Raw genomic sequence first — 26837 nt, 5'->3', positions numbered from 1 at the left:
GCACTTCTAGCGCAGCACCACCGTGCGGTTGTCGTTGAGGAACACCCGGCGCTCCAGGTGGTAGCGTACGGCGCGGGCCAGTGCCTGGCACTCCATGTCGCGGCCGGTGGCTTGCAGGTCTTCCGGGGTGTAGGCGTGGTCCACCCGGTCCACCACCTGTTCGATGATGGGGCCTTCGTCCAGATCGTCGGTAATGTAGTGGGCAGTGGCGCCAATCAGCTTCACCCCGCGCTCATGCGCCTGCAGATAGGGGCGTGCACCCTTGAAGCCGGGCAGGAAGGAGTGGTGGATGTTGATGGCGCGGCCGGACAGGCGGGCGCAGGTGGCGCTGGTGAGCACCTGCATGTAGCGCGCCAGAATCACCAGCTCGGAGCCGGTTTCCTCGATCAGCGCCAGCAGGGCGGATTCCTGCTCGGCCTTGTTGGCCGGGTCCAGCGGCAGGTGGTGGAAGGGCAGGCCGTAGGCTTCGGCAATCGGGGCCAGGTCGCGGTGGTTGGACACCACGGCGGTGACGGTCATGTCCAGATCGCCCATTTTCTGGCGGTACAGCAAGTCATTCAGACAGTGGTCCAGCTTGGACACCATGATCATCACCCGCGCCTGTTCCCGCCGGTCCTGCAATTGCCAGCGCAGGTCCTGGTAGTGGCTGCCCATGTCGCGCATGCCCTGGTTCAGCCGTGCCGGGTCGAACACCTCGGTTTGCGGGTGGAATACGCAGCGTACGAAGAAGCGCTGGCTGGCGGCATCGTCAAACACGGCCAGTTCGTCGATATAACAGCCTTGCGATTCCAGCAGGGCGGAGAAGCGGGCCACCTGACCGGAGGCACTGTGGCAGGTGAAGCTGAGGATGTAGGACGGTGTGGCGGCTTTCATGAGCGGTCTTCCCTTGTAGTACGGCAGGCGCGCTGCCTGTCGTGTGTGCGCTAACCCTAAGCCCTGGCAGACTGGCTGACTGGCCCTAAAACGTCTGCTTTACGTCCATTTCAGACATGTGACGCAGTGTCGTGTCTGGGCAAGTGCTTGTCCTTTTCAGCCAAACGGCTTGGGGCTCAGGTCTGGAGAATGGGCCTTGTCCGAATACATCCACCCCGCTGGAGCCGCAGATGGCAAACCGATACTCCCTGTGGAGCCTGATCAAGAACGGGCTCAAGCATCATGAAAGCTGGCAGCCGGCCTGGAAGAGCCCGCAGCCGAAGAAAAACTACGACGTCATCATCGTCGGCGGTGGCGGCCACGGCCTGGCCACGGCTTACTACCTGGCCAAGGAGCATGGCATCAAGAATGTGGCCGTGCTGGAGAAGGGCTATCTGGGCGGCGGCAATACCGCACGCAACACCACCATCATCCGTTCCAATTATCTGTGGGATGAAGCGGCGCACTTGTACGAACACGGCCTGAAATTGTGGGAAGGCCTGTCGCAGGACCTCAACTTCAACGTGATGTTCAGCCAGCGCGGCGTGATGAACGTGGGCCATACCCTGCAGGACATGCGCGACATCGAACGCCGCGCCAATGCCAACCTGCTCAATGGCGTGGACGCGGTGGTGATGACCCCGCAGGAAATCAAGGACATGGTGCCGCTGATCGACATCAGCAATCGCACCCGCTATCCCATCATGGGGGCCAGCTTCCAGCCGCGTGGCGGCGTGGCGCGGCACGATGCGGTGGCCTGGGGCTTTGCCCGCGGCGCGTCCGAACTGGGTGTGGACATCATCGAGCAGTGCGAAGTCACCGGCCTGATCATTGAAGGTGGCCGCATCAAGGGCGTGAATACCAGCCGTGGCGACATCATGGCCGACCGCGTGGGCTGTGTGGCTGCGGGTAATTCTTCGGTACTGGCCAAGATGGCCGGGCTGCGCCTGCCGCTGGAAAGCCACCCCTTGCAGGCTTTTGTGTCCGAATCCATGAAGCCCTGTATCGACACCGTGGTGATGTCCAATGCCGTGCACGGTTATGTCAGCCAGTCCGACAAGGGCGAGCTGGTGATCGGTGCCGGTATCGACAGCTATCTGGGCTATGGCCAGCGCGGCAGCCCGCATGTGATCGAACACACCGCCGCCGCCATCATCGAGATGTTCCCGTCCTTCTCCCGCGTGCGGATGAACCGCCAGTGGGGCGGCATTGTGGATGTGTCGCCGGATGCCTGCCCCATCATCAGCAAAACCCGCATCAAGGGCCTGTATTTCAACTGTGGCTGGGGCACCGGCGGCTTCAAGGCCACGCCGGGCTCGGGCAATGTGTTTGCCCACACCATCGCCCATGACGATCCGCACCCGCTGAACCGCGCGTTCTCGCTGGACCGTTTTGCCACCGGACATCTGATCGACGAGCACGGCGCAGCTGCCGTGGCTCACTAGGGAGAGGCTCATGTTGATCATTACCTGCCCGTACTGCCAAGAGGCGCGGGAAGAAGAAGAATTCAGCTATGCCGGCGAAGCCTATATCGCCCGCCCGGCCGTGCCGGAAGAAGCAGACGACGCCACCTGGGGCGACTACGTGTTCCACCGCAAGAACCCGCGTGGCTGGCACTGGGAGCAATGGCAGCACGTGGCGGGCTGTCGCAAGGTGTTTGCCGTAAAGCGCCACACCGTCAGCTATGAAATTGCCGGCAGCTGGACGCTGGCCGACGGCAAGGCACTGTATCTGGAGGAACAAGCATGAGCGGCTATCGCATCCATCGCCCGGGCGAGCGCATCAATCGCCAGAAGCCGCTGAGCTTCATCTTCGACAATGTGCAGTACAAGGCTTTCTCCGGTGACACCCTGGCCTCGGCCCTGCTAGCCAACGGCGTGCGCCTGATCGGCCGCAGCTTCAAGTATGGCCGTCCGCGCGGCATCGTCGGCTTTGGTGCCGAAGAGCCGAATGCGCTGATCCAGCTGGAAACCGGCGCGCATACCGTGCCCGACCTCAAGGCCACGCAAGTGGAGCTGTACCAGGGCCTGCTGGCCGGCAGCACCACCGGCTACCCCTCGCTGGACTTCGACCTCAAGGGCCTCTTGGGCAAGTTTGGCCGCTTCATGCCGCCGGGCTTCTACTACAAGACCTTCATGGAACCGGTGAAAGCCTGGCCCTTCTATGAAAAATTCATCCGCAAGGCCGCCGGTTATGGCCGCGCCCCGACCGAGGATGATCCGGAAAGCTACGACCACCTGCATCACCATATCGATGTGCTGGTAGTGGGCGGTGGTGCCGCCGGCCTGTGGGCCGCCACGCTGGCGGGCCGTGCCGGACAGAAAACCCTGCTGGTGGACGAACAGTCCGAAATGGGCGGTTGGCTGCTGACCGAACGCCGCAGCCGCATCGACGGCCTGTCCGGCATGGAGTGGGTGAACCAGCGTCTGGCCGAACTGGCCAGCCTGCCCAATGTCACCGTGCTGCCACGCACCACTGCCTTTGCCCTGCACGACCTCAACCTGGTGCAGGCGGTGGAATTGCTGCAAGACCACCTGCCACTGACCGAGCGCAATGCCGCGCTGCCGCGCCAGCGTCTGCACAAGATTCGCGCTCATCAGGTGATTCTGGCCAGCGGTGCCATCGAACGCCCGCTGGTGTTCGGCTACAACGATGTGCCCGGCGTGATGACTGCCGCCGCCGGTCACAGCTACCTCAACCGCTACGGCGTGGCCGTGGGCCGCGAAGTGCTGGTGCAAACCCAGAACGATGCCGCTTACGAAGCCGCGCTGGACCTGGCGCTGTCCGGGGTCAAGGTAACGCTGGCCGATGCCCGTCAGGGCGGTGCTGCGGCATGGCGTCAGCAGGCGCTGAGAAACGCCGGTGCCGAATTGCTGCTGGGCCACGGTATTGCCAAGGTGCTGGGCGACAAGAGCGTCAGCGGCGCACAGCTGGTGAAGCTGGATGCCCGCAACAATCAGGTGGTTGGCTCCGGCCCGCGCCTGAGCGTGGACACCGTGCTGTCCTCCGGCGGCCTCACCTCTACTGTCCACCTGTTCTGCCACAACGGTGGCCGACCGGTGTGGAATCAGCAGCAGCTGTCCTTTGTCTGCCCGGATGAAGGCCGCGAAAACATTGCCTGCGTCGGCGCCATCACCGGCCGCTGGGAGTTGTCCGATGCGCTGAGCCAGACCCACGCCGCCGTGGCCGCCCTGTTGCTGGGCCATGGTCGTGGCAGCACCGGCAAGGCCCCGGCAGTCGCCAGCGAAGAAGTGGCCGCACAGCGTGCCATCTTCCGTCTGCCGGACGGCAAGCCCGAAGGCCATGGTGCCAAGGCCTTTGTCGATTACCAGAACGATGTGGCGGCTGCCGACATCCACACGGCCATTCGCGAAAACTACCGCTCCATCGAACACGTCAAGCGCTATACCGCGCTGGGCTTCGGTACCGATCAGGGCAAGCTGTCCAATATCAACGGCTTTGCCATTGCCGCCGAAGCGCTGGGCAAACCCATTGCCGAAGTGGGCACCACCACCTACCGGCCGTCCTACACCCCGGTGACTTTTGGTGCGCTGGCAGGCCCGCACGTGGGCGAAACCTTCGATGCGCGCCGCTACACCGCCATGCAGGCCAGCCATGATGCACGCAAGGCCGAGTACGAAGTGGTGGGCCAGTGGCTGCGCCCCTGGTACTTCCCCAAGCCGGGCGAGGATCTGCATGCCGCGGTCAACCGCGAATGCCTGGCCACCCGTAACAGCGTCGGTGTGATGGATGCCTCCACCCTGGGCAAGATCGACGTCAAGGGTCCGGATGCGCGTGAATTCCTCAACCGCATCTACAGCAATGCCTGGAGCAAGCTGGACCCCGGCAAGTGCCGCTACGGCCTGATGCTGGACGAAAACGGCATGGTGATGGACGACGGTGTAACCGCCTGCCTGGCAGACGACCACTTCCACATGACCACCACCACCGGCGGCGCGGCGCGGGTGTACAGCTGGCTGGAGCGCTGGCACCAGACCGAATGGCCGGAGCTGAAAGTACGTTTCACCACCACTACCGACCACTGGGCCACCGTGGCCGTGGTGGGGCCGAACAGCCGCAAGGTGCTGCAAAAGCTGTGCAGCGACATCGACTTCGACAAGGACGCCTTCAAGTTCATGGATGGCCGCAGCGGCACCGTGGCCGGGTTGCCGGCGCGGGTGTTCCGCATCAGCTTCTCCGGTGAGCTGGCCTACGAAATCAATGTGGATGCCAACTATGGCCGCTATATGTGGGAAGAAGTGATGAAGGCGGGTGCCGAGTTCGACATCACCCCCTACGGCACCGAAACCATGCACGTGTTGCGGGCCGAGAAGGGCTTCATCATCGTCGGTCAGGATACCGACGGCTCGATGAGCCCGAACGATCTGGCCATGAGCTGGGCAGTGGGCATGAAAAAGCCGTTCAGCTTCCTCGGCAAGCGTTCGCTGCTGCGTTCGCACACCGCGGGTGAAGGCCGCAAGCAGCTGGTGGGCCTGCTGCCGCTGGACCCGAAAGTGGTGCTGGCCGAAGGCGCGCAGATTCTCAGCAATACCGATGACACGGTGCCGGCTGCCATGCAGGGCCATGTCACCTCCAGTTATCACAGTGCCTTCCTTGGCCGCTCCATTGCCATGGCCGTGCTGAAGGATGGCAGCAAGCGTGAGGGCGACACGGTGTTCGTCTGGGCGCATGGCAAGAGTGTGCCGGCGCAGGTGGTGTCGTCAGTGTTCGTGGACAAGGAAGGGGTGCGTCAACATGCCTAAGCAAGGTTTCCAACCATTCATGGAGTCGCCGCTCCAACACTTCAAGCTGGATGCCGAGGCGCAGCCGCGCCGTGCCGATGGCCGCATCTGGTGCAACGAACTGCCGCACCTGGGCTATGCCGTGCTGCGTGGTGACACCGCCGAAGCCGGCTTTGCCGAGCTGGTGCAGCAAGTCACCGGTCTTGCCCTGCCGCTGAAGGCCGGGGTGGTCAGCAAAGGCCCGCAAGGCGTGCTGATGTGGACTTCGCCGGATGAATGGCTGCTGGTGAGCCATCGCCAGCGCCTGGCCGACTGGACGGCGCAGCTGGATGCCGGCTTTGCCGCGCAACAGCTGTTTGCCCAGACGGTGGATTCCAGCGGCGGCCTCACCCTGGCCTGGCTGGGCGGGGCCGAGCACATCACCGTACTGCGTCATCTGGGGGTGTACGACTTCGAAGCCATCCCGCTGGGCCATATGGTGAGCACCGTGCTGGGCAAGGCCACCGTGCAGGTAATCCGCCTGGATAGCGACGGCGTGTTCGTGGTGTTCCGCCGCAGCTTTGCCGACTATGTGTGGCGTCTGCTGCGCCGCGCCGCCCAGCCCTACGGCTTTGCCGTGTGCCAGCTGGAAGCGCGTAGTGACCATCCGCTGTTTGCCCAGCTGGCTGCGCCCAGGCCCAGCCTGATCCTTGCCTGAAACCGCTCCGCGGCCCTGCCATTGGCAGGGCCGATTTTTGTTGTCGACCGTCTCCCCCATCCCGCTGTCGTCCGGTCCCCATCTTTGTGTTCCCGTCAGGCATCTTTGCCTGCTCAGTACGGCGGCGGTGTTTGTCCTGCTTCGACCGGCTGGTCGGTATGGGGCAAATACCTGTCGCCAGCGCTGAACAGCAGCGGTTTAGTCTCCGGCACCATGCATGCAATGGCGGACAGACTCGGCCATTTTGCTCAGGAGAGTAGCGTGAGCCTCAACTTCCATCGATGTCGATCCGGCTTTATCGGGAGCCAGCATGACTGATCGCGCCGAGCAGCAAGTGTTGTTCAAGGTGATTCTGGCCGCCTCGGTCGGCAATTTCGTCGAATGGTTCGACTTTGCCGTCTATGGTTTCCTGGCCACGGTGATTGCCCAGCATTTCTTTCCGGGCAGCAGTGCCGACATCAGCTTGCTGAAAACCTTTGCCGTATTCGCGGTGGCCTTTGCCTTCCGCCCGCTCGGTGGTGTGGTATTCGGCATGCTGGGCGACCGTATCGGCCGCAAGCGCACGCTGGCCATCACCATCTTGCTGATGGCCGGTGCCACCACGCTGATCGGCCTGTTGCCGGACTACGCCAGCATCGGTCTGGCCGCTCCCGTGCTGCTGACGCTGGCGCGTTGCGTGCAGGGTTTTTCTGCCGGTGGCGAATACGCCGGGGCCTGCGCCTATGTGATGGAACACGCGCCCAGCCATCACCGGGCGCGCTATGGCAGTTTTCTGCCGGTTTCCACTTTTTCCGCCTTTGCCTGTGCGGCGGTGCTGGTGTTTGCCCTCAACCAGTGGCTCAGCCCGCAGGCGCTGGCCGACTGGGGCTGGCGCCTGCCTTTCCTGATTGCCGCGCCGCTGGGGCTGGTGGGCTGGTATCTGCGTAACCGTCTGGCGGAAACCCCGGCCTTTCGCGCGCTGGAGCAGCGCCAGCAAACCGAGCACGCGCCGCTGCGCCAAGCCTTTGCCAGCCATGGCCGGCCCATTGCCTGGCTGTCGGCCTTCATCTCGGTGACGGCGCTGTCGTTTTATACCTTCACCACTTATCTGAGTACTTACTTGCAGCAGGTGGCGGGCATGAGCCGTGGCAATGCCCTGCTGGTGTCGGTGCTGTCCCTGCTGTTTGCTGCGCTGTTGTGCCCGCTGGCCGGGCGCTATTCCGACCGGGTAGGGCGGCGGCGCAGCATGGCCACGGTATGCGTGCTGATCGTGCTCACCATCTTTCCCTCGTTCTGGCTGGCGCAAAGCGGCCAGCTGGGGCTGGCGGTGCTGGGCGGCATGTTGCAGGCCTTGCCCGCGGTGTTGTCCGGCGTGGTGACGGCCCCCTTGCTGTCGGAAAGCTTTCCCACCCGCATCCGCTATACCGCAGGTGCCATCAGCTACAACCTGGCTTACACCATCTTTGGCGGCACTGCGCCGCTGATGGCCACCTGGCTGATTGATGTGTCCGGCAGCCATCTGGCTCCCGCTGTTTATCTGCTGCTGGTGGCCCTGTTTGCCCTGGCAGGCGGCTTGCGCCTGCCGGAAACCGTTCATGTGCGGCTGGCCGAGGTGTCCTGAGCCGCTTGTTGTTCCACCTTTTTTGTTCGGGAGTATCTGTATGACGACGCTGCATCAGGATGCGCTGGTGATTGACGGGCTGATCATTGCCAAATGGAGCCGCGAGGTATTTGACGACATGCGCCGCGGTGGCCTGTCTGCCGCCAACTGTACCGTGTCGGTGTGGGAAGGTTTCCAGGATACCGTGGGCAATATTGCGGAGATGAAAAAGCAGATTCGCGATTACAGCGACATCCTCATCCTGGTGCGCACCACGGATGACGTGCGCCGCGCCAAGGCCGAGGGTAAGACCGGCATCATCCTGGGTTTCCAGAACGCCCACGCCTTTGAAGACAACCTGGGTTATATCGAAGCCTTTGCCGACATGGGCGTGCGCGTGGTGCAGCTGTGCTACAACACGCAAAACCTGGTGGGCACCGGCTGCTACGAGCGTGACGGCGGCCTGTCCGGCTTTGGCCGCGAAGTGATCAACGAGATGAACCGCGTGGGCATCATGGTGGATCTGTCCCATGTGGGTGGCAACACCTCGCGCGAGGCCATTCTGGAATCCAAAAAACCGGTGTGCTACTCGCACTGCCTGCCGTCCGGCCTGAAAGAACACCCGCGCAACAAGAGCGATGAAGAACTGCGCTTCATTGCCGACCATGGCGGTTTCATCGGCGTCACCATGTTCCCGCCTTTCCTCAAGCGCGGCATCGAGGCCACGGTGGACGACTATGTCGAAGCCATGGACTACATCATCAACCTGGTGGGTGAGGACTGCGTGGGCTACGGCACCGACTTCACCCAGGGCTATGACAAGGGCTTCTTTGACTGGATCACCCACGACAAGGGCCGTCATCGCCGCCTCACCAACTTTGGCACCATCCTGAATCCGGAAGGCATCCGCACCATCGGCGAAACGCCGAATCTGACCGCGGCCATGGAAAAGGCGGGCTGGTCCGAGAGCAAGATCCGCAAGGTGCTGGGTGAAAACTGGCTGCGTGTATTTGCAGACGTCTGGGGTAGTTGAGCCTTGAGCGGGGTCGCAAGACCCCGCTTTTTTATTCGCTTGCCACTGTGCCCGTCATCAGCGGGCTGCCGTTTACAACAAGAACGCCGGGCTGCCTTAGGCAGACTCTGGTGCGGTGCTGTAACGGAAGCGGGCTGACAACACGGCACTTTCATGATGCCGCACCCGCTCTGTGATGTTCATCCTTGATTCAACCTGTCTATCTTTGGAGAACGCAATGCTGAAACGCCAATTTCTTGCCCTGCTGCTGGCCGGTGTGGCCCTGCCATTCTGTAGCCATGCGGCTGACAAGCCCACCATCAAGATCGGCTATGTAGAAGGCTGGTCGGACAGTGTGGCCACCACCAATGTGGCGGCCAACATCATCCGCAACAAGCTGGGTTATCCGGTGGAAATCGTGCCGGTGGCCGCCGGCATCATGTGGCAGGGTGTGGCCCGTGGCGATCTGGATGCCACGCTGTCGGCCTGGCTGCCCACCACCCACGAGGCGTATTACAGCCAGTTCAAGGACAAGGTGGTGGATGTGGCGGTGAACTACCCGGGTGCCAAGATCGGCCTGATCGTGCCTGATTATGTGGCTGCGCATTCCATTGCCGACCTCAACGCCAACAAGGCCGCCTTCCAGGGCCGTATTGTCGGTATCGACGCCGGTGCCGGCGTGATGAAGAAAACCGAAGAAGCCATCAAGAAATACCAGCTGGACTACACCCTGCTGCCCAGCTCCGGTACCGGCATGGCGGCCGAACTGGCCCGCTCCATCAACAGCAAGAAAGCCATTGCCGTCACCGGCTGGATTCCGCACTGGATGTTTGCCAAATGGAAACTGCGCTTCCTGGAAGACCCGCAGAAGGTATACGGCGATGCCGAGCATGTGGATAGCGTGATCAACCCCGGTCTCACTGCCAAGGCTCCGGAAGTGGTGGCCTTCTTCAAGAAATTCCGCTGGAAGCCGGAGGAAATCGGCAAGGTGATGCTGGATGTGGAAAACGGTGCCAAACCGGCAGCCGCGGCGGATAGCTGGGTGAAGGCCAACGCCGGCAAGGTAAACGAGTGGACGCACTGATAGCGCTTTAACCCTTGTTACAGCCCGCAGCCCTTGATGATGGCGGCGGGCTGTTTGCTTTTGCTCTGCTATTACAGCTGCTGTTGCAAATCAATGTCATCAGCGCTGGCGTGCACTGGTGGTGGAGCGCTTGATGGCAACAGAAAAGCGGCTTCCTGATCTGGTGCCGGCGGCTGGGACTGATGGGCATACTGGTGCAGCCAGTTTTCCAGCAAGGGCCAGATTTCGTTCTTGGCATTTTTTGATATCAGCAGCCGCTCGTGGCTGTAATCCTCCACAAACCCCTGCGCCTGGCTGCACAGCACATAGCGCTTGCTGGCGCTGCCAAAGCTTTCCAGCAGGCGCTGGCAACCATCCGGCGGCGAGATGAAGTCATCGCCGCCCCCGGCCAATGACAGCACTGGCAGTTGCTGTCTGCCCAGTGCAGCAAGGTAGTCAAAGCCATCCTTGCCCTGCATGTGACCACGCAGGCTCCACTGACACCATTGACGCAGCAGGTGGCTGCTTTCCGCCTCGGTAGCCAGTGGCATCCAGTGGCTGGCAATTTGCCGGCGCAAGGGCAGCAGCCAGGAAATCAGGCGAATCTTTTTCTGCATCGCCCAACTGCGCTGCCGACTGGTGGCCTGGGCGGCCAGCATCTGCAAACCGGCCAGCCGGGTGCAGGCTGGCGCTTGTCTGGCCAGCCACATGGCGGCAATCACCGCACCGGCTGAATGCCCCAGCCAGAAGGGGCGCAGCGGCCCACAGTTTTCCTCCACCACCCGCAGCACGGCAGGGACATCCTGCCTGGCCAGGGTTTCAAAATTGAAAGAGGCACGGGGCTGGTCGCTGTAGCCGTGTCCGCGCCAGTCAAACAACCAGCATTGCCAGCCGCGTGCGGCCAGGTGGCTGGCCAGCGGGGCGCAACTGCGCTGATTGGTAAATGTGCCGTGGGCCAGGATCAGGGGCGGGCTACCCCTATCGCCCATGCGGCTGAGGAACAGGCGGGTACCGTCGTCGGTAAGCGTATGCATGGTCAAAAACCTGTCGGAAAGTGGAGGTGGGGAGGCATCACTGGCCGGGCCGGTGACATGACCGTTGAATATGCCCGGATTGATAGCGCGCTTGGACTGGCCGAATTTGCTGGTGTTGGAGAAGTTCACCTGCTCACTGCGAAGCGCTGCGGCGATACAGACTGAGTGCAATGGCCAGACCGGCCAGGATGGCGGCACAACTGCGATTGATTCGCCGTAGGGCACTGCGAGTCAAAATACGCATGCTGTGATGGCCTCCGGCAGCGTAGGCGCTCATGGCGACGATATCGATCAGCGCAGTGACCAGAGCAAGCGTGGCGTACTGGCCGGCCAGACTGGCCTGTGGCTGGATGAATTGCGGCAGAAAGGCAGAGAAAAATAGCAGCCCTTTGGGGTTGGACAAGGCAATCAGCAATGAGCGGCGAAAGGCAGCCCGGCCTTGCCCATTGTTGTTATCCCTTGTTGAGGCAGTGCTGGAAAGTGTGGGTGCTGCCTGCCACAGCTGCCATGCCAGATAGAGCAGATATATGCATCCCACCCACTTGAGTAGCGTAAACAACTGTTCAGATGCCAATAGCAGGCTGCCAAGCCCACAGCCAACCGCAGTGATCAGGATAACGTCGGACAACGCGGCACCGGCAATGCCGCAGGCGGCTACACGCATGCCGCTGTTGGCACCATTGTGCAGTGCCAGCAGCATGGTTGGTCCGGGGGTGATGGTGGCTGCGGTGGCGGCAATGACGTAAAGCAAGAGCGTTGTACTGTCCATGTCGGGTCTCCTGAACAAGTGAATTTCCAGCGGTGAGGGCGTCTTGCAAACCTGGCAACCGTATCTGCCGAAGCAAGATGTTCGGCAACTGTCAGGTCTTGCCTACCAGCAGGCAAGCCATCTCAGGTCGTGTTTTCTACTCTCCTGTCATTTGGAATGGGTGGTGTGTGTGCTTGCGACCACGACGGTTGTGCTTTGCCCGTAAGCGACCGCCTGGTCGGTATGGGGCAAATACCTGTCGCAAGCGCTGAACAGCGCCAGCATGCGCTCCGGCACCATGCATGCAATGGCGGACAGACTCGCCCATCTTGCTCAGGAGAGTGGCATGCAACCTCAACTTCCCATCGACGTGGATGCCGACACCGGCGTCTGGAGTACCAACGGCCTGCCCATGCTGTATGTGCCGCGGCATTTCTTCATCAACAACCATCTGGCCATCGAGGCGGCACTGGGCCGTCGCGTGTATGCCGATTCGCTGTACGAAGCCGGTTACCGTTCCGCCCACTTCTGGTGCGGCAGCGAAGCGCAAACCCATGGCCTGAAGGGCATGGAAGTGTTTGAACACTATCTGTCCCGCCTGTCGCAGCGCGGCTGGGGCCAGTTCAGCTTCATCGAGGCCGATGAGCTTACCGGCAATGCCAGCATCCGCCTGGACAACTCCTGTTTCGTGCTGGCCCAGGGCGTGGCCGGTGCACCGCAGAGCGAACACATGGCCTGCTATCTGTTTGCCGGCTGGTTTGCCGGTGCCATGGACTGGGTGGGCGAAAACCTGGGCCATGACTACCGCACCGTCAGCCGCGAAAGCCAGTGTGCCGGCCTGGGGGCCGACTACTGCATTTTCACCGTTCATCCCTTGTAAGCCGGGAGTCGTCCCATGCGCTATCCGCACCTGTTTGCGCCCATTACCCTGAACAAGCTGACGCTGCGCAACCGCGTGGTGAGCACCGCGCATGCCGAGGTGTATGCCGAACCGGGCGGCCTGCCCGGCGACCGTTACATCCGCTATTACGAAGAAAAGGCCAAGGGCGGCCTGGGTCTGGCTATTTGTGGCGGCTCCAGCCCGGTGTCCATCGACAGCCCGCAAAGCTGGTGGAAGTCGGTGAACCTAGCCACCGACGCCATCATCGACCCACTGGCGCGGCTGGCCGAGGCCATGCACCGCCACGGCGCCAAGATCATGATCCAGGCCACCCACATGGGCCGCCGCTCCAGCTATTACGGCGAGCACTGGCCGCATCTGGTCAGCCCGTCCGGCATTCGCGAACCGGTACACCGTGGCAACGCCAAGGTGATCGAGCAGCATGAAATCCGCCGTATCATTGCCGACTTTGCCCAGGCTGCGCGCCGGGTGAAGGCTGCCGGCATGGACGGCATCGAGATTTCCGCCGCCCACCAGCATCTGATCGACCAGTTCTGGAGCCCGCGCACCAACTTCCGCACCGACGAATGGGGCGGCAGCTTTGAAAACCGCCTGCGCTTTGGCGTGGAAGTGCTCAATGCGGTACGGGCCGAAGTAGGCCCGGATTTCTGCGTCGGCCTGCGCATGTGCGGTGACGAATTCCATGAAGACGGCCTGAGCCACGACATGCTGAAGGACATTGCCGCCGCGATGTCGGAAACCGGCCTGATCGACTACCTGTCGGTGGTGGGTTCCGGGGCTGATACCCACAACACCCTGGCCAACTGCATGCCGCCGATGGCCTTGCCGCCGGAGCCGTTTGTGCATCTGGCTGCCGGCATCAAGTCGGTGTCCAAGGTGCCGGTGATGCACGCGCAAAGCATTCGCGACCCGGTACAGGCCGAACGCATTCTGGCCAGCGGCATGGTGGACATGGTGGGCATGACCCGCGCCCATATTGCCGACCCGCATCTGGTGATCAAGATCCGCGATGGCAAGGAAGACCAGATCCGCCAGTGCGTGGGCGCCAACTACTGCATCGACCGCCAGTATCACGGTCAGGACGTGTTGTGCATCCAGAATGCCGCCACCAGCCGCGAAGCCACCATGCCGCACGACATTGCCAAGGCCGACAAGCTGCGCAAGGTGGTGGTGGTAGGTGCCGGCCCGGCCGGGCTGGAAGCCGCCCGCGTGGCACGCGAGCGTGGCCATGAAGTGGTGCTGTTCGAGAAACAGCCGCAGGTAGGCGGGCAGATCGTACTCGCCGCCAAGGCCCCGCAGCGCGAACAGATGGCCGGCATCGTGCGCTGGCTGGACATGGAAACCCAGCGTCTGGGGGTGGATCGCCGTCTGGGCGTGGCCGCCGACAAGGCGATGATCCTGGCGGAAAAACCGGACATCGTGGTGCTGGCCACCGGCGGTATTCCCTATACCAGCCAGGTGCCGGACTGGGGCGTGGATGAAGGCATTGCCGTCAGCAGCTGGGACATCCTGTCCGGCAAGGTGGAACCGGGCAAGAACGTGCTGGTGTATGACGCCGTCAGCACCCAGGCCGGTTTCGGCGTGGCCGACTTCCTGTCCAGCCGTGGCAGCACGGTGGAAATCGTCACCCCGGACGTGAAAGTGGGCGACGACACCGGCGGGACCACTTTCCCCATTTTCTACCGTCGCCTGTACGCACAGGGCATCATCCCCACCCCCAATTTCTGGCTGGACAAGGTGTATGCCGAAGGCGACAAGAAAATCGCCGTGCTGCGCAATGAATACACCGAGGCGCTGGAAGAGCGGGCGGTGGATCAGGTGGTGATCGAAAACGGCATTCTGCCCAATGACAGCCTGTACTGGGAGATGAAGGAATTGTCGAAGAACCAGGGTCAGACCGATGTCCACACCCTGTTTGCTTCGCAGCCGCAGCCTTCCCTGTCGCAGCCGTTGGCGGCGGGTGAGTTTTTGCTGTTCCGCGTGGGTGACTGCATTTCCATGCACAACATCCACGGTGCCATCTACGACGCCCTGCGTCTGGTGAAGGATTTCTGACATGAGCTTCTCCCTTGCCCATGCCCTGACCGGACTGTTCTGGCTGGGTGCTCTCCTGCTGCTGGGTGGCCTGGCCAGACGTGCCAGCCTGTGGCAGCAGGGGCGCAGCGCCAGTGTGTCCTGGCTTGGCCTTCTGGCCATGCCCAAGCGCTATTTTGTCGATATCCACCACGTGGTGGCGCGCGAGCCCGCCGTGGCCCGCGCCCACGTGGCGGCAGCCGGTGGCGGCGTGGCCATCCTGCTGCTGTCGGCGCTCAACTACGGCCTGATGCTGTACCAGGGCTGGCTGGACGTGCTGCTGGTGCTGATGGCCGCGGTGATGCTGCTGGGCGCACGCATGATGCAGGCCCGTCGCCTGCAAGCCCCGCCGCGCCTGTCGCAGGGCCGCTGGCAAGTATTGCCCGCCCGCCTGCGCCTGTTTGCGCTGGGCAGCCTGCTGGCCGCCGGCCTGCTGTTTGCCGGGCCGCAGCTGGGCATGGCCGGGCAGCTGATTGCCGTGGTGGCGCTGCTGATGCTGGCCTTGGGCGGTGCCGAACTGGCGCTGGGCATTGGCCTGGGCTGGCCGATGAAACATGCGGTGGCCGGTTTGCTGCATCTGGCCTTTCACCCGCGTGCCGAACGCTTTGCCGGTAAATCCTCCGACCTCAAGCCGCTGAATCTGGCCGCGGGCGAGCTGGGTGTGGCCAAGGTGGAGGACTTCGCCTGGAACCGCCTGCTGTCCTTTGATGCCTGCGTGCAGTGCGGCAAGTGTGAAGCCGCCTGTCCGGCCTATGCCGCCGGGCAGCCGCTCAACCCGAAAAAGCTGATCCAGGACATGGTGGCGGCGCAAAGCCGTGGCACCGACCCGGCCTATGCCGGCAACCCGCATCCGGGCCGCGAGGCCGCCGTGGTGGTGAAGCCGGGCGAGGACATCGTCGGCAGTGTGCTGGCGGCGGAAACGCTGTGGTCCTGCACCACTTGCCGCGCCTGCGTGGAAAACTGCCCGATGCTGATCGAGCATGTGGACACCGTGGTCAACCTGCGTCGTCACGTCACCCTCAGCCGTGGCGAAGTGCCGGGCAAGGGCAGCGAGGCGCTGGCCAATCTGCGCAATACCGACACCGTGGGCGGTTACCCGCTGGCGGTGCGTTACCACTGGGCGATTGACCTGGACCTGCCGGTGCTGCAGCCGGGCGAACACACCGAATGGCTGCTGCTGGCCGGTGAGGGCGCTTTCGATATGCGTTACCAGCGTGCATTGCGCGCGCTGGTGAAAGTACTGAAGGCCGCCGGGGTGAAGGTGGCGGTACTGGGCGAAGCCGAGCGCGACTGCGGCGACGTGGCGCGCCGTCTGGGCGACGAAGCCGGTTTCCAGCGGCTGGCCAAGGCCAATATCGCCACGCTGGCGCAATACCGCTTTGCCCACATCGTCACGCCGGACCCGCACGTATTCCATTGCCTGGCCAATGAATACCCGGCGCTGGGCGGCCAGTTTGACGTATGGCACCACAGCAAGCTGCTGGAACACCTGCTGGCGCGCCGTGCCATTCCGCTGAAGGCCGATGCCACGCCGCTGCCGCCGCTCACCTTTCACGACCCCTGCTATCTGGGCCGTTACAACGATGGCTTCAATGCGCCGCGCAATGTGCTCAAGGGCATTGGTATCAAAGTTGTCGATATGCAGCGCTCCGGGCGCGACGCCCGCTGCTGCGGCTGGGGTGGTGGCGCGGCCTTTACCGATATTCCCGGTCAGCGTCGTATCCCCGACATGCGCATGGACGACATCCGCGAAACCGGCACCGGCCGGGTAGCGGTGGCCTGCCCCAATTGCACGGCCATGCTGGAAGGCGTGGTGGGTGAGCGGGCAGACGTGATCGAACTGGCCGAACTGGTGGCCGAACGCCTGGCCTGAGGCGAGCCGGGGCAGAAGCACAGACTTCGCTCCGTCCGCTGCTGCTTACAAGGAGAAAGTGATGGATTTTTCTACCCAGGCCATTCCGCGCATCGACCCGCGTCGCCCGTGGGTGCTGGGGCCCAGCGGCCTCAAGCGCATTGTGCTGGGCGATGACAGCGGCAGCCGCGATGCCGCCATGCTGGCCCACGGCCCGGCCCACAAGCCGCTGCGCAGCAAGGGGCCGTTCAGCCAGCGTCTGCTGGTGGTGGCACACGCCGAACGCGGCCAGCTGGACGATGCGGCGCGCGAAGCCATTGCCGCCGCGGCCATTCTGGCGGGCAAGGATGGCGAAGTACTGGCCTTGCTGTACGGCATGGAAGACGCCGCGCCGGAAGCGCTGGCCGAACTGGCCGTGGACCGCGCCCTGACCGTGGCCGACCCCGGTTATGCGCCGGAACAGAAACTGGCCTTGCTGCAACAACTGCTGCAGCAGGAAAGCCCGCATACCGTGCTGTTTGCCGACCGTGGCGAAGACGCCGACCTGGGCCGCCGCCTGGCCTGTCGCGCCCGGCTGTCGGTGGTGACCGATGTGGTGGAAATCGCCGCCGATGGCGTGCGCCGCCGCCAGCCCGGTGCCGGTTTCAGCCTGCGTGACCGCGCACAGCTACTGTTGCTGGCACGCGGCGTGGCCGAAGCCAAACTGCCCTTTGTCGGCAAGGGCGAGCGGCTGGAAACCACTGCCCTGCCAGCCGTCAGCGAGCAGGTGCAGGACCTGGGCAGTGCCGCCAGCCCGGCCTCCGAGCTGGCGCTGGAAGAGGCCGACCTGATTGTGTCCGCCGGTAATGGCGTCAGCAATGTGCCGGGCTTTCTGGCGCTGGCCGAAGCACTGGGTGCCGCCGTGGGTGCGTCCCGCGTGGCGGTGGACGATGGCCGCTTCACCCGCGACAAGCAAGTAGGTGCCACCGGCAAGACGGTGCAGGCCAGCGCCTATATCGCGCTGGGCATATCCGGTGCGGTACAGCATCTGCAAGGCATCAAGTCCTGCCGCCATGTGATTGCGGTGAACCTGGATGCCGCCGCCCCCATGATCAAGCGTGCCGACCTCAGCATCATCGATGACTGCCAGTCCTTCATCAGCGCATTCGAGGCGTTGGTACGGCGTGAGCGCAAGGAGAAGCAAGCATGAAAATAGCCGTCCTGGTTTCCCCCGCCGTCCACCCGGTCAGCGGCCGTCCCTGTGCCGGCGAGGCCGATCTGGCCGCACTGGCGCTGGCACAGCGCCTGCCCGGTGAGCTGCAAGTCTGGTATGCCGGTGCCGCCGACGATGCCGCGCTGGCCGATTATCTGGCTCGTGGTGCGGACAATATCCACAGCCTGAGCCTGAGCCCGGACAGCGATGTGCTCGCCGCGCTGGGCACGGTCTTGCAGGGTGTCGACATGGTGCTGTGTGGTGCTCGCGCCGAAGGCGGTGACGGCTCCGGTCTGCTGCCTTATCAGCTGGCCGAGCAACTGGGCGCGGCCTTGCTGCCGGATGTGCTGGACTTGTCCAAATCCGACCGGCAGTGGCAGGCGGTGCAGGCCCTGCCCAAGGGCGTGCGGCGTACGCTCAAGGCCAGCCTGCCGCTGCTGGCCAGTGTCAATCCGCGTGCGGCCACCGCGCCGGGCTGGAGTTATGCCCGGCTGCAGCAGGGCAAGATCCAGCGCAAAGCCGCCACTGGCGCGGCTTTGGCCCCGGTGGTGCTGGAGCCTGCCCGCCGCGCGCGCGCGCTGGTGGCCGCCAGCAAGGTCAGCGGTCATGCCCGCATGCAGGGTGCGATTGCCGGGGGTGATGGCAAGGCTGCCGGGGTGGTCGTAAAACAGGGTGATTCTGTCGAGAAAGCGCAAGTTGTGCTGGATTACCTCAGGCAACATCAGCTCGTCGATTTCTGACAACAACCCCGCAGCATCCGACCAGCACCCCACCCACCGGCTAGCAGGATGCCTGAGCAAAAACTTGTTTTGGAGATGAGTGAAATGCAAGAGAGCGCCATTAGCTTCCAGCCGGTACACAAACTGCGTGAGCTGGTTGCCCGCCGTCAGCCGGGGCATAGCCTGGAGGCCCCGTTCTACAATTCGCAGGAAGTGTTTGATGCCGACCTCAAATACATCTTCCAGCGGCACTGGGTTTACGTGGCCGTGGCAGCGGAAATCCCGGAGCCGGGCGACTATGTCACCGTGGAAATCGGCAAGGAACCCATTCTGATCCTGCGTGACGACGACATGCAGATCAAGGCCTTCCACAATGTCTGCCGCCACCGTGGCTCGCGCCTGTGTGCCGATGAAAAAGGCTCGGTGGGCAATCTGGTCTGTCCTTATCACCAGTGGACCTACAACCTGGCCGGCAAGCTGATTTTTGCCGACCACATGCCAGAAGGCTTCGACCTGTCGCATCACAGCCTCAAGCCGGTGCATCTGAAGAATCTGGAAGGTCTGCTGTTTGTCTGTCTGGCCGATGAGCCGCCGGCTGACATCGACCAGATGCTGGAGCAGATGGGCCCCTATATCGCCCCGCACCAGATTGAAAACACCAAGGTGGCCGCCCAGATCGACATCATCGAAGCCGGCAACTGGAAGCTGACGATGGAAAACAACCGCGAGTGCTATCACTGCACCGGCAACCATCCGGAGCTGACCATTTCGCTGTATGCCTACAGCTACGGCTTTGCGCCCAAGGCCGAGCTGGCCGCGGGCCTGGCCAACTACGAAAACATCGTCAAGGACAGCCATGAACGCTGGGAGGCCTGTGGCCTGCCGTCGGCGGAAATCGAAAAGCTGTCCGACGTGTCCGGCTTCCGCACCATGCGCATGCCGCTGGACCGCAAGGGCCAGTCGCAAACCATGGACACCGGCTCGGCCTGCAAGAAGCTGCTGGGCGACATCAAGGACGCCGACGCCGGTGGCCTGTCCTTCTGGACGCAGCCCAACTCCTGGCACCATTTCATGGCCGACCACATCGTTACCTTTACCGTGCTGCCGCTGACCCCGGACACCACCCTGGTGCGCACCAAGTGGCTGGTGCACAAGGACGCGGTGGAAGGCGTGGATTATGACGTGGCCAACCTCACCCGCGTGTGGAATGCCACCAACGGCCAGGACCGCCATCTGGTGGAAGAATCGCAAGTGGGCGTTAACAGCAGCGCCTACCGTCCCGGCCCGTATTCGCCGTATACCGAAGAGCTGGTGGAGAAATTCACCAACTGGTATATCGGCCGCCTGGGGGCAGGTCTGGAACAGGGTTGATCCAGTTTTTAGCACAGTAAAAACGTAGCAAACGGCAGGCTGCCTGGCGCGGCCTGCCACTCTTGGAAGCGCTAACAAAACCGCGTAGAGAACCCAGGGCGCGGGGGGTTTGTTATCGGGTCTTACAGCAACAGCCCGCCAACGGGCGATCAGCCAGTCTGCAAAGGAATCGCCATGAGCAGCGTCAACACCCATCCGGACACCCTTCCTCAAGCCGCCGACCTGCCCTGGTGGCAGCCGGGCGAAGACAGCACGCTGCAATGCGTGCAGGTGCGTGAGGAAACCCACGACGTCAAAACCTTTGTGTTCCGTGCCGAACCGCCGCGCCGCTTTCATTACCAGCCCGGCCAGTTCATCACGCTGGAGCTGGACATCAACGGTGAAAGCGTCAACCGCTGCTACACCCTGTCCTCCAGCCCCACCCGGCCAGACCGCGTCAGCATCACGGTCAAGCGCATTCCCGGCGGCGTGGTGTCCGGCTGGTTGCATGACACACTGCGTCCCGGCATGCAGCTGAACGTGTTGGGGCCGTCCGGTGAATTCAGCTATGTGCGCCACGCCAGCACGCCGTATCTGTTCTTGTCCGCCGGCAGCGGTATAACCCCGCTGATGTCGATGAGCCGGGCGCTGACCGACCTGGCCAGTGGCGCAGACATCGTATTTGTCCACAGCGCGCGCTCACCGCGCGACATCATTTTCCGCAAGGAGCTGACCCAGCTTGCCAGCAGCCATGCCACCTTCAGCCAGGCGATTGTCTGTGAAAACCGGCAGGGCGAGCCGGAATGGCCCGGTTTTACCGGCCGGCTGGACGCCGCGCGCCTGCTGCACATGGTGCCCGACCTGATGGCCCGCCAGGTGTTCTGCTGCGGCCCGGCCCCCTACATGGCCTCGGTACGGCAGATGCTGCAGGACTGCGGCTTTGACATGCAGCACTACCACGAAGAGAGCTTCAACTTTGCCGAGCTGAGTGCCGCGCCGCCGGACGCCGAGGTGGACGAAATATCAGCCAGCTGCGAAGGCGGCGGCTTCAATGTGCATTTTGCCAAGATGGGGGATGACCTGTCTGTGGCACCGGGCCAGACCGTGCTGGCCGCAGCCCTGGCCAAGGGCATGCGCCTGCCGGCTTCCTGCACCCGTGGCGTGTGCGGCACCTGCAAGACCAAGTTGCTGGAAGGCAAGGTGGACATGCAGCACGAAGGCGGCATCCGCCAGCGCGAGGTGGACCAGGGTTTCTTCCTGCCTTGCTGTAGCAAGCCGCTGAGCGATCTGGTGGTGGACCGCTGATTTTTCCCCGGCCTGCTTCCCCCGGCAGGCTTCTCGTGTGGCTCCCTTGATGCCTGCTTGTCGTTTCGGCAACAGGCATTTTTCTTGCTTTATATCTTTTGGATAGAGGAAATGCCTACGCTTATGCCATTGGTGCGCTGCGTCAGGAAAATACACTGCATTAACAGAATTGACTGATTGTTTATTGCTGTTTTTTTACGACAGCTATGGATGGCGCTCAGGCTGTCGCAAGGGGCGGCTAAAGGTCTGATTTTACTGGGGGGGATGAAGAATTGTCATTTTTCGACCGGATGTCGTTTCAAGACAGCTTGGCGTCGGAATGTAGTTATTTTCAATACCACTAACTCCCTATCGTGATCCTTGATTTACATTAAATATTCTTCGAAAGCGTTGGCGGTGAAACGGGTGGTTGTTGTTGCAGCGCAGCGTGCTGTCTGCCACGTCCGGACCGGTGGGCAACGGCCATGGGGAATAGATGACCGCAGTCTGCCAGCGATGCCTGGCACGCATGTTTAGATGTCCCGGAACAAAGCACGTCGTATCCGGGTAGACCACAGTCCCGGCCCGGCAGCATGGCTGCCAGACCGGACACGATGGAAGACAGCCAGCCGCACAAGATTTCAGCACTGCCGGACAGCGCAGTGAATGAAGCAGGCGACAGGATTGGTCCAGCGTGCGATCGCTACGAAGGAGAAGAGACAATGCAGTCGGCCAAGATAGTGGTGAAGAACCTCTACAAGGTTTTTGGAGGCAAGTCCTCGGATGTCATGCGCATGCTGAAGTCCGGCGCGCATAAAGATGAAATCTTCAAGCAGACCGGCAGTGTGGTCGGCGTGAACGATGTGTCGTTTTCAGTGCAGGAGGGTGAAATCTTCGTACTGATGGGCCTGTCCGGTTCCGGCAAATCCACGCTGATCCGCCTGATCAATCGCCTGATGGATCCCACCGACGGTCAGATCATCCTGGACGGGCAGGACATCACCAAGCTCAATCACAAGCAGCTGGTGGATTTGCGCCGCCGCGACATGAGCATGGTGTTTCAGAGCTTTGCCCTGATGCCGCACCGTTCGGTGCTGGACAACGCCGCCTTTGGCCTGGAAATTGCTGGCGTGGATCGCAAAAGCCGCGAAGCCCGCGGCATGGAAGTGCTGGAACAGGTGGGGCTGGCACCGTTTGCCCACAAATACCCGCACGAGCTGTCCGGCGGCATGCAGCAGCGTGTCGGCCTGGTGCGGGCGCTGGCGGTCAATCCCTCGCTGATGCTGATGGACGAAGCCTTCTCGGCGCTGGACCCGCTCAAGCGTTCGGAAATGCAGGACATCCTGCTCAAGCTGCAGCGCGAGCAGCGTCGCACCATCTTCTTTGTGTCGCACGATCTGGAAGAGGCGCTGCGCATCGGCACCCGCATTGCCATCATGGAAGGCGGCCGCCTGGTACAGGTGGGCACGCCGCAGGAAATCATCGAAAACCCGGCGGACGATTACGTGCGCAACTTCTTCAAGAGCGTGGATACCTCGCGTTATCTGCAAGCCAAGGACCTGATCGAAGTGGCCAACCCGCCGCATTCGGGCCGCCCCGGCCTGCATGTGCCGCCGTCCTGCAGCCTGCCGGATGTATTGCAGCAGTTGCTGGGCCAGACCGAACCCTTGCAGGTACGCGACGATCAGGGCCAGTGCCTGGGCCTGATCACGCCCAGCAGCGTGCTGAGCAAGATCTCACAGCACCGCCTGCAGAGCACCGCCACCAACTGAACCGGACAAAGGCAGACCGTGCCGTCCCCGGGCCGCAGTGCCGGGATGGTGCGTGAGCCGCAGCGAAGGAGTACGCCGTCATGGCTGATATCAGCACGCAAGACATGTTGCCGATTGGCGACTGGGTCAATCAGGTCATTCATTTCATGCTGGACCACAACGCCGGGGCCTTTGACGCCATCGGCAACACCATCGACTGGTTTGCCACCATGGTGGAATTCCTGTTGCTGGGCATTCCGCCGCTGGTGATGGGCGCGATTTTTGCTTGTGTAGGCTTCTGGCGGCTGGGCTGGAAATTTGCCCTGTTTGTCTGTGCCGCGCTGGGCTTGATCTGGGCTACCGGCTTTTGGGGCCAGACCATCGCCACCCTGGCGCTGACGCTGTCCGCCACCTGCGTCAGCCTGATGTTGGGGGTGCCGGTGGGCATCTGGTGTGCGCGCAACAAGCTGGTGGGCATGCTGGTGCGCCCGGTGCTGGACTTCATGCAAACCATGCCGGCCTTTGTTTACCTGATTCCGGCTGCCATGTTCTTTGGCCTGGGCCGGGTGCCGGGGATTCTGGCCACCGTGGTGTTTGCCGTACCGCCGGCCGTGCGCCTGACCAGCCTGGGCATCCGCATGGTGAACAAGGAACAGGTAGAAGCTGGCAATGCCTTTGGCTGTACCTCCTGGCAGCTGTTGTTCAAGGTGCAGCTGCCCATCGCGCTGCCGTCCATCATGGCCGGGGTCAACCAGACCATCATGATGGCGCTGTCGATGGTGATCATCGCCTCCATGGTGGGGGCGGGTGGTCTGGGCAACGATGTACTGGCCAGTATCCAGCGCCTGGATGTAGGCCTGGGTTTTGAAAGCGGGCTGGCGGTGGTGCTGCTGGCCATCATTCTGGACCGTATCACCGAGAGTTTTGGCCACACGCCCACCACGCGTGCGGCAGAGCAGGGCAGCTAGACCCTGCCGGTATCAGCAGGCCGGATGGCAACCATCATCCGGCCGATGCAAGACAACACAAAAACCATCCATCACACATCACCTACCGAGGTCACCATGGGTCCGCAACAAATCGCATCGTTGTCGCATATTGGTTTCCTGCTGCTGGACAAGTTTTCCATGATCGCGTTTTCCAACGCCGTGGAACCGCTGCGCATGGCCAATTACCTGTCGCGCAAAAAACTCTACCGCTGGAGCCTGCTGTCGGCCGATGGCCAACCGGTGGCCGCCAGTAACGGGCTGGAACTGTCGCCCATCACCTCCCCCGAAGCCCCGCAGCAATACGACATGCTGATTGTCTGTGGCGGCTGGCAGGTGCGTGACGCGGTGGACGACAAGGTGTTGTCCATCATCCGCCGCTTTGCCGCCCAGGGCGTGCCGCTGGGTGCCATCTGTACCGGTACCTTCGCGCTGGCCAAGGCCGGCGTGCTCAATGGCTACCGCTGTGCCATCCACTGGGAAAACCTGCTGTCCATCAGCGAGGAATTCCCCAAGACCAAGTTCACCTCCGACCTGTTCGTGCTGGACCGCGACCGCTTCACCTGTAGTGGCGGCACTGCGCCGCTGGACTTCATGTGTCACCTGATCCGCCACAAGGGCGGCAAGAGCCTGGCGGCGGATGTGTCCGAGCAGTTCATCGTCGACCGCCTGCGCGACAATGGCGACCGGCAGCACATCCCGCTGCTGGCGCGTATCGGCACCGGCCACGAAACGCTGGTGGACGCCGCGCTGTCGATGGAAAGCAATATCGAAAACCCGCGCTCGCTGGAAAACCTGGCCGACGAACTGGGCGTGTCCTTGCGCCATCTGGAGCGGCTGTTCAAGCGTTATCTCAACACCACCCCGGCGCAGTACTACCTGGACCTGCGTCTGCGCCGCGCGCGCGAATTGCTGCTGCAAACCAATATGAGCGTGATGGAAGTCACCGTGGCCTGTGGTTTCCTGTCCTCATCGCACTTTTCCAAATCCTACCGCGGCCTGTTCGGCTATCCGCCCAGCCGTGAGCGCCAGCAGTATCTGGTTGATTCTGCCGTCATCGCCTGAGCCTGGTGGCTGCCGGGCGGCAAAACCGGCAGCCGGCCATGTCGGCCAGTACTGTTACTCCTTGCAGTGCTGGCTTTTTTTCTACGGCGTTTTCTCGCAAATCGCGGTCGTGCTGGCGCAAGTCCTGTTACGGCTTCATGGCACTCTTGCCATGTGTCAGATCCTGGTTATCCACACATTCATGGCCGTTCTGCCTGCGGCACGGCGCGGCAATCCTGTCGATGGCTTCATCAAAATATTTATACGGGAGTGGTGTAATGAAAATTCGCAAGCTGATGCTGGGCACGATATTGCTGGCTGCCTGTGGCAGTGCGCTGGCCAATGACCCGGCGCAATGCCGCAATGTCCGTTTCGCCGATGTAGGCTGGACTGACATCGCCGCCACCACCGGCATGGCCAGCGTGGTACTGGAAGGGCTGGGCTACAAGCCGACCACCACCATCGCCTCGGTGCCCATCACCTTTTCCGGCATCAAGAGCAAGCAGATCGACGTGTTCCTGGGCTACTGGAACCCGTCCATGACCCCGGTGATCGAGCCCTTCGTCAAGGCAGGCCAGATCAAGGTGCTGGATACCCCCAACCTGGTGGGTGCCAAGTACACGTTGGCAGTGCCGGACTATGTGGCCGCCGGTGGCCTGAAGGATTTCAAGGACATTGCCAAATTCAAGGACAAGCTGGATGGCAAGATCTACGGCATCGAACCGGGTAATGACGGCAATTTGCTGATTGACGGCATGATCAAGAAAAACCAGTTCAACCTGGCCGGTTTCAAGATGGTGGAGTCCAGTGAAGCCGGCATGCTGGCCGAGGTGGAGCGCTCCATCCGCCAGAAAAAGTGGGTGGTGTTCCTGGGCTGGGAGCCGCATCCGATGAACGTGAAATACAAGATGGCCTACCTGACCGGTGGCGACGATGTATTCGGCCCCAATCTGGGCGAGGCCAAGGTATTCACCGCCATCAGCCCGGATTATGAAACCCGCTGTCCCAACGTGGGCAAGCTGCTGCATAACCTGCACTTCACCACCACGGTGGAAAACCGCGTGATGGGCCCCATCATGGACAAGGTAAAGCCGGAAACCGCCGCGCGTGACTACCTGAAAAAGAACCCGGACATCCTGAAAACCTGGCTGGCCGGTGTCACCACGCTGGATGGCAAGCCGGGCCTGGCTGCAGTGAACAAGGCACTGGGCCACTGATTTAATCGGTAGCTCATCTTTAAAGGCCCCGGCCACGGTCGGGGCTTTCGCTTTGGGGGCTGGAGTGCAGCTCACCTTGGTGTGATGGCATGGATGCACGGCGGCGGAACGCCCCGGTAAGGCTGGGGCTTCCGCCCTACGCGCCGACCCCGTAGGGTGGATGCCCCGAAGGGGCGATCCACCGCGCAACGTTCCCGAATAAACCTATTTCTCCCGTCAAATAACTACCGCACCGACGCGCCCACCGGCCCCATCAAGCATGCCGACGGGTGGCCGGGGTGAGGTTTTAAGCGCCTGCAATGTCTGAGCGATTTGACGTTAGCAAATCGCGAGTTCAGGCGCGCCTCGCACCGGGCGGGGCCTGTCGGGCAGCCGCAGGCCATACGATGCGGCTAGCTTTTCCCGTAGTGGGGATCTTTGGCCAAGCAAAGATCCCTTTCCCGTCCGCCGCGCGGAAGCGGCATCCAAACCATCATCCGCGTTAGCGGATACAACCCTGTATTTACTACGTAGCTGCAATCGGACTGCCGTATTGAACCGCTGCGTTTAACTTCGCGGGTCTCGCCCCGCCGTCGAGGTACTTTACTTTTGCTTCGCCAAAAGAAAGTACCCAAAGAAAAGGCGACCCGCAGCGCGTCGAATTCCCGCCCCAGCCGCACCACCCAAGGCGCGGCTGAACTC

The 26837-nt window shown here is 62.4% G+C and carries 21 protein-coding genes; 18 read left to right on the top strand and 3 right to left on the bottom strand.

Annotated features, from left to right (window positions below; all coding sequences use genetic code 11):
• Positions 1-6 precede the first annotated feature (6 nt).
• Positions 7-873: a formyltetrahydrofolate deformylase gene (gene purU / locus QVF59_RS17890; RefSeq protein ID WP_287881595.1), complete on the bottom strand. Its 867-nt coding sequence runs from the start codon at positions 871-873 to the stop codon at positions 7-9.
• Positions 874-1103: 230 nt separating this feature from the next.
• On the opposite strand from purU, the gene QVF59_RS17885 reads away from it, so the two are divergent.
• The 7 genes from QVF59_RS17885 to QVF59_RS17855 all read left to right on the top strand — a co-directional run bounded on the left by QVF59_RS17885 (position 1104) and on the right by QVF59_RS17855 (position 10026).
• Positions 1104-2357, top strand: a complete 1254-nt coding sequence (locus tag QVF59_RS17885; RefSeq protein ID WP_089085813.1) for a sarcosine oxidase subunit beta family protein — start codon at positions 1104-1106, stop codon at positions 2355-2357.
• A gap of 10 nt (positions 2358-2367) precedes the next feature.
• Positions 2368-2661, top strand: a complete 294-nt coding sequence (locus tag QVF59_RS17880; RefSeq protein WP_287881593.1) for a sarcosine oxidase subunit delta — start codon at positions 2368-2370, stop codon at positions 2659-2661.
• Positions 2658-5675: a sarcosine oxidase subunit alpha family protein gene (locus QVF59_RS17875; RefSeq protein ID WP_287881591.1), complete on the top strand. Its 3018-nt coding sequence runs from the start codon at positions 2658-2660 to the stop codon at positions 5673-5675. Before QVF59_RS17880 ends, QVF59_RS17875 begins: the two co-directional genes overlap by 4 nt.
• Positions 5676-5694: 19 nt before the next feature.
• Positions 5695-6351, top strand: coding sequence for a sarcosine oxidase subunit gamma (locus tag QVF59_RS17870; RefSeq protein ID WP_287881590.1), 657 nt, complete (start codon positions 5695-5697; stop codon positions 6349-6351).
• Between the two features lie 310 nt (positions 6352-6661).
• Complete coding sequence (locus QVF59_RS17865; protein ID WP_287881588.1) at positions 6662-7951, top strand: MFS transporter; 1290 nt, start codon at positions 6662-6664, stop codon at positions 7949-7951.
• A 40-nt stretch (positions 7952-7991) separates the two neighbouring features.
• Positions 7992-8963, top strand: coding sequence for a dipeptidase (locus QVF59_RS17860; protein ID WP_287881586.1), 972 nt, complete (start codon positions 7992-7994; stop codon positions 8961-8963).
• 217 nt (positions 8964-9180) lie between these two features.
• On the top strand, positions 9181-10026 hold the full coding sequence (locus tag QVF59_RS17855) for a glycine betaine ABC transporter substrate-binding protein (protein WP_287881585.1): 846 nt from the start codon (positions 9181-9183) through the stop codon (positions 10024-10026).
• A gap of 71 nt (positions 10027-10097) precedes the next feature.
• Here QVF59_RS17855 and QVF59_RS17850 read toward each other — a convergent pair whose 3' ends face one another.
• Positions 10098-11168, bottom strand: coding sequence for an alpha/beta fold hydrolase (locus QVF59_RS17850; protein WP_287881583.1), 1071 nt, complete (start codon positions 11166-11168; stop codon positions 10098-10100).
• A gap of 4 nt (positions 11169-11172) precedes the next feature.
• Positions 11173-11808 carry a LysE family translocator gene (locus tag QVF59_RS17845; protein ID WP_287881581.1) on the bottom strand — a complete coding sequence of 212 codons (636 nt, stop codon included), beginning with the start codon at positions 11806-11808 and terminating at the stop codon, positions 11173-11175.
• Between the two features lie 325 nt (positions 11809-12133).
• On the opposite strand from QVF59_RS17845, the gene QVF59_RS17840 reads away from it, so the two are divergent.
• The 11 genes from QVF59_RS17840 (at position 12134) to QVF59_RS17790 (ending at position 26156) form a co-directional block, all read left to right on the top strand.
• The gene (locus QVF59_RS17840; protein WP_287881579.1) at positions 12134-12667 is read left to right on the top strand and encodes a DUF5943 domain-containing protein; all 534 of its coding nucleotides are present in this window, start codon (positions 12134-12136) and stop codon (positions 12665-12667) included.
• Positions 12668-12682: 15 nt separating this feature from the next.
• Complete coding sequence (locus QVF59_RS17835) at positions 12683-14743, top strand: NADH:flavin oxidoreductase (RefSeq protein ID WP_287881577.1); 2061 nt, start codon at positions 12683-12685, stop codon at positions 14741-14743.
• Between the two features lies 1 nt (position 14744).
• Positions 14745-16634 (top strand): DUF3483 domain-containing protein, encoded by a 1890-nt coding sequence (locus QVF59_RS17830; protein ID WP_287881575.1) that lies wholly within the window; start codon positions 14745-14747, stop codon positions 16632-16634.
• A gap of 61 nt (positions 16635-16695) precedes the next feature.
• A complete protein-coding gene (locus QVF59_RS17825; RefSeq protein ID WP_287881573.1) occupies positions 16696-17802 on the top strand; it encodes an electron transfer flavoprotein subunit alpha/FixB family protein in 1107 nt (368 codons plus the stop codon).
• Positions 17799-18545 carry an electron transfer flavoprotein subunit beta gene (locus QVF59_RS17820; RefSeq protein WP_287881571.1) on the top strand — a complete coding sequence of 249 codons (747 nt, stop codon included), beginning with the start codon at positions 17799-17801 and terminating at the stop codon, positions 18543-18545. Before QVF59_RS17825 ends, QVF59_RS17820 begins: the two co-directional genes overlap by 4 nt.
• Positions 18546-18629: 84 nt before the next feature.
• Positions 18630-19895 (top strand): aromatic ring-hydroxylating oxygenase subunit alpha, encoded by a 1266-nt coding sequence (locus QVF59_RS17815; RefSeq protein ID WP_287881569.1) that lies wholly within the window; start codon positions 18630-18632, stop codon positions 19893-19895.
• Positions 19896-20069: 174 nt separating this feature from the next.
• Positions 20070-21179 (top strand): FAD-binding oxidoreductase, encoded by a 1110-nt coding sequence (locus tag QVF59_RS17810; RefSeq protein ID WP_287881567.1) that lies wholly within the window; start codon positions 20070-20072, stop codon positions 21177-21179.
• 701 nt (positions 21180-21880) lie between these two features.
• The gene (locus tag QVF59_RS17805) at positions 21881-22930 is read left to right on the top strand and encodes a quaternary amine ABC transporter ATP-binding protein (protein ID WP_159875006.1); all 1050 of its coding nucleotides are present in this window, start codon (positions 21881-21883) and stop codon (positions 22928-22930) included.
• An 80-nt stretch (positions 22931-23010) separates the two neighbouring features.
• Positions 23011-23877, top strand: coding sequence for an ABC transporter permease (locus tag QVF59_RS17800; protein ID WP_287881565.1), 867 nt, complete (start codon positions 23011-23013; stop codon positions 23875-23877).
• 96 nt (positions 23878-23973) lie between these two features.
• On the top strand, positions 23974-24960 hold the full coding sequence (locus QVF59_RS17795) for a GlxA family transcriptional regulator (protein ID WP_159875007.1): 987 nt from the start codon (positions 23974-23976) through the stop codon (positions 24958-24960).
• A 257-nt stretch (positions 24961-25217) separates the two neighbouring features.
• Entirely contained in the window at positions 25218-26156 is a 939-nt protein-coding gene (locus QVF59_RS17790; RefSeq protein ID WP_287881563.1) for a choline ABC transporter substrate-binding protein, read from the top strand.
• Positions 26157-26837: the final 681 nt, after the last annotated feature.

Source organism: Aquitalea sp. (assembly GCF_030150775.1).
GTDB classification, from domain to species: domain Bacteria; phylum Pseudomonadota; class Gammaproteobacteria; order Burkholderiales; family Chromobacteriaceae; genus Aquitalea; species Aquitalea denitrificans.
This window is presented reverse-complemented; position numbering and strand designations above follow the sequence as displayed.

What these genes read in the sequence shown, in the direction of transcription:
- QVF59_RS17815 (WP_287881569.1), top strand. Translation starts at nt 18,630, where the DNA reads ATGCAAGAGAGCGCCATTAGCTTCCAGCCGGTACACAAACTGCGTGAG.
- QVF59_RS17845 (WP_287881581.1), bottom strand. Translation starts at nt 11,808, where the DNA reads ATGGACAGTACAACGCTCTTGCTTTACGTCATTGCCGCCACCGCAGCC.
- QVF59_RS17870 (WP_287881590.1), top strand. Translation starts at nt 5,695, where the DNA reads ATGGAGTCGCCGCTCCAACACTTCAAGCTGGATGCCGAGGCGCAGCCG.
- QVF59_RS17880 (WP_287881593.1), top strand. Translation starts at nt 2,368, where the DNA reads ATGTTGATCATTACCTGCCCGTACTGCCAAGAGGCGCGGGAAGAAGAA.
- QVF59_RS17875 (WP_287881591.1), top strand. Translation starts at nt 2,658, where the DNA reads ATGAGCGGCTATCGCATCCATCGCCCGGGCGAGCGCATCAATCGCCAG.
- QVF59_RS17830 (WP_287881575.1), top strand. Translation starts at nt 14,745, where the DNA reads ATGAGCTTCTCCCTTGCCCATGCCCTGACCGGACTGTTCTGGCTGGGT.
- QVF59_RS17865 (WP_287881588.1), top strand. Translation starts at nt 6,662, where the DNA reads ATGACTGATCGCGCCGAGCAGCAAGTGTTGTTCAAGGTGATTCTGGCC.
- QVF59_RS17820 (WP_287881571.1), top strand. Translation starts at nt 17,799, where the DNA reads ATGAAAATAGCCGTCCTGGTTTCCCCCGCCGTCCACCCGGTCAGCGGC.
- purU (WP_287881595.1), bottom strand. Translation starts at nt 873, where the DNA reads ATGAAAGCCGCCACACCGTCCTACATCCTCAGCTTCACCTGCCACAGT.
- QVF59_RS17835 (WP_287881577.1), top strand. Translation starts at nt 12,683, where the DNA reads ATGCGCTATCCGCACCTGTTTGCGCCCATTACCCTGAACAAGCTGACG.
- QVF59_RS17885 (WP_089085813.1), top strand. Translation starts at nt 1,104, where the DNA reads ATGGCAAACCGATACTCCCTGTGGAGCCTGATCAAGAACGGGCTCAAG.
- QVF59_RS17855 (WP_287881585.1), top strand. Translation starts at nt 9,181, where the DNA reads ATGCTGAAACGCCAATTTCTTGCCCTGCTGCTGGCCGGTGTGGCCCTG.
- QVF59_RS17825 (WP_287881573.1), top strand. Translation starts at nt 16,696, where the DNA reads ATGGATTTTTCTACCCAGGCCATTCCGCGCATCGACCCGCGTCGCCCG.
- QVF59_RS17795 (WP_159875007.1), top strand. Translation starts at nt 23,974, where the DNA reads ATGGGTCCGCAACAAATCGCATCGTTGTCGCATATTGGTTTCCTGCTG.
- QVF59_RS17805 (WP_159875006.1), top strand. Translation starts at nt 21,881, where the DNA reads ATGCAGTCGGCCAAGATAGTGGTGAAGAACCTCTACAAGGTTTTTGGA.
- QVF59_RS17810 (WP_287881567.1), top strand. Translation starts at nt 20,070, where the DNA reads ATGAGCAGCGTCAACACCCATCCGGACACCCTTCCTCAAGCCGCCGAC.
- QVF59_RS17800 (WP_287881565.1), top strand. Translation starts at nt 23,011, where the DNA reads ATGGCTGATATCAGCACGCAAGACATGTTGCCGATTGGCGACTGGGTC.
- QVF59_RS17840 (WP_287881579.1), top strand. Translation starts at nt 12,134, where the DNA reads ATGCAACCTCAACTTCCCATCGACGTGGATGCCGACACCGGCGTCTGG.
- QVF59_RS17790 (WP_287881563.1), top strand. Translation starts at nt 25,218, where the DNA reads ATGAAAATTCGCAAGCTGATGCTGGGCACGATATTGCTGGCTGCCTGT.
- QVF59_RS17860 (WP_287881586.1), top strand. Translation starts at nt 7,992, where the DNA reads ATGACGACGCTGCATCAGGATGCGCTGGTGATTGACGGGCTGATCATT.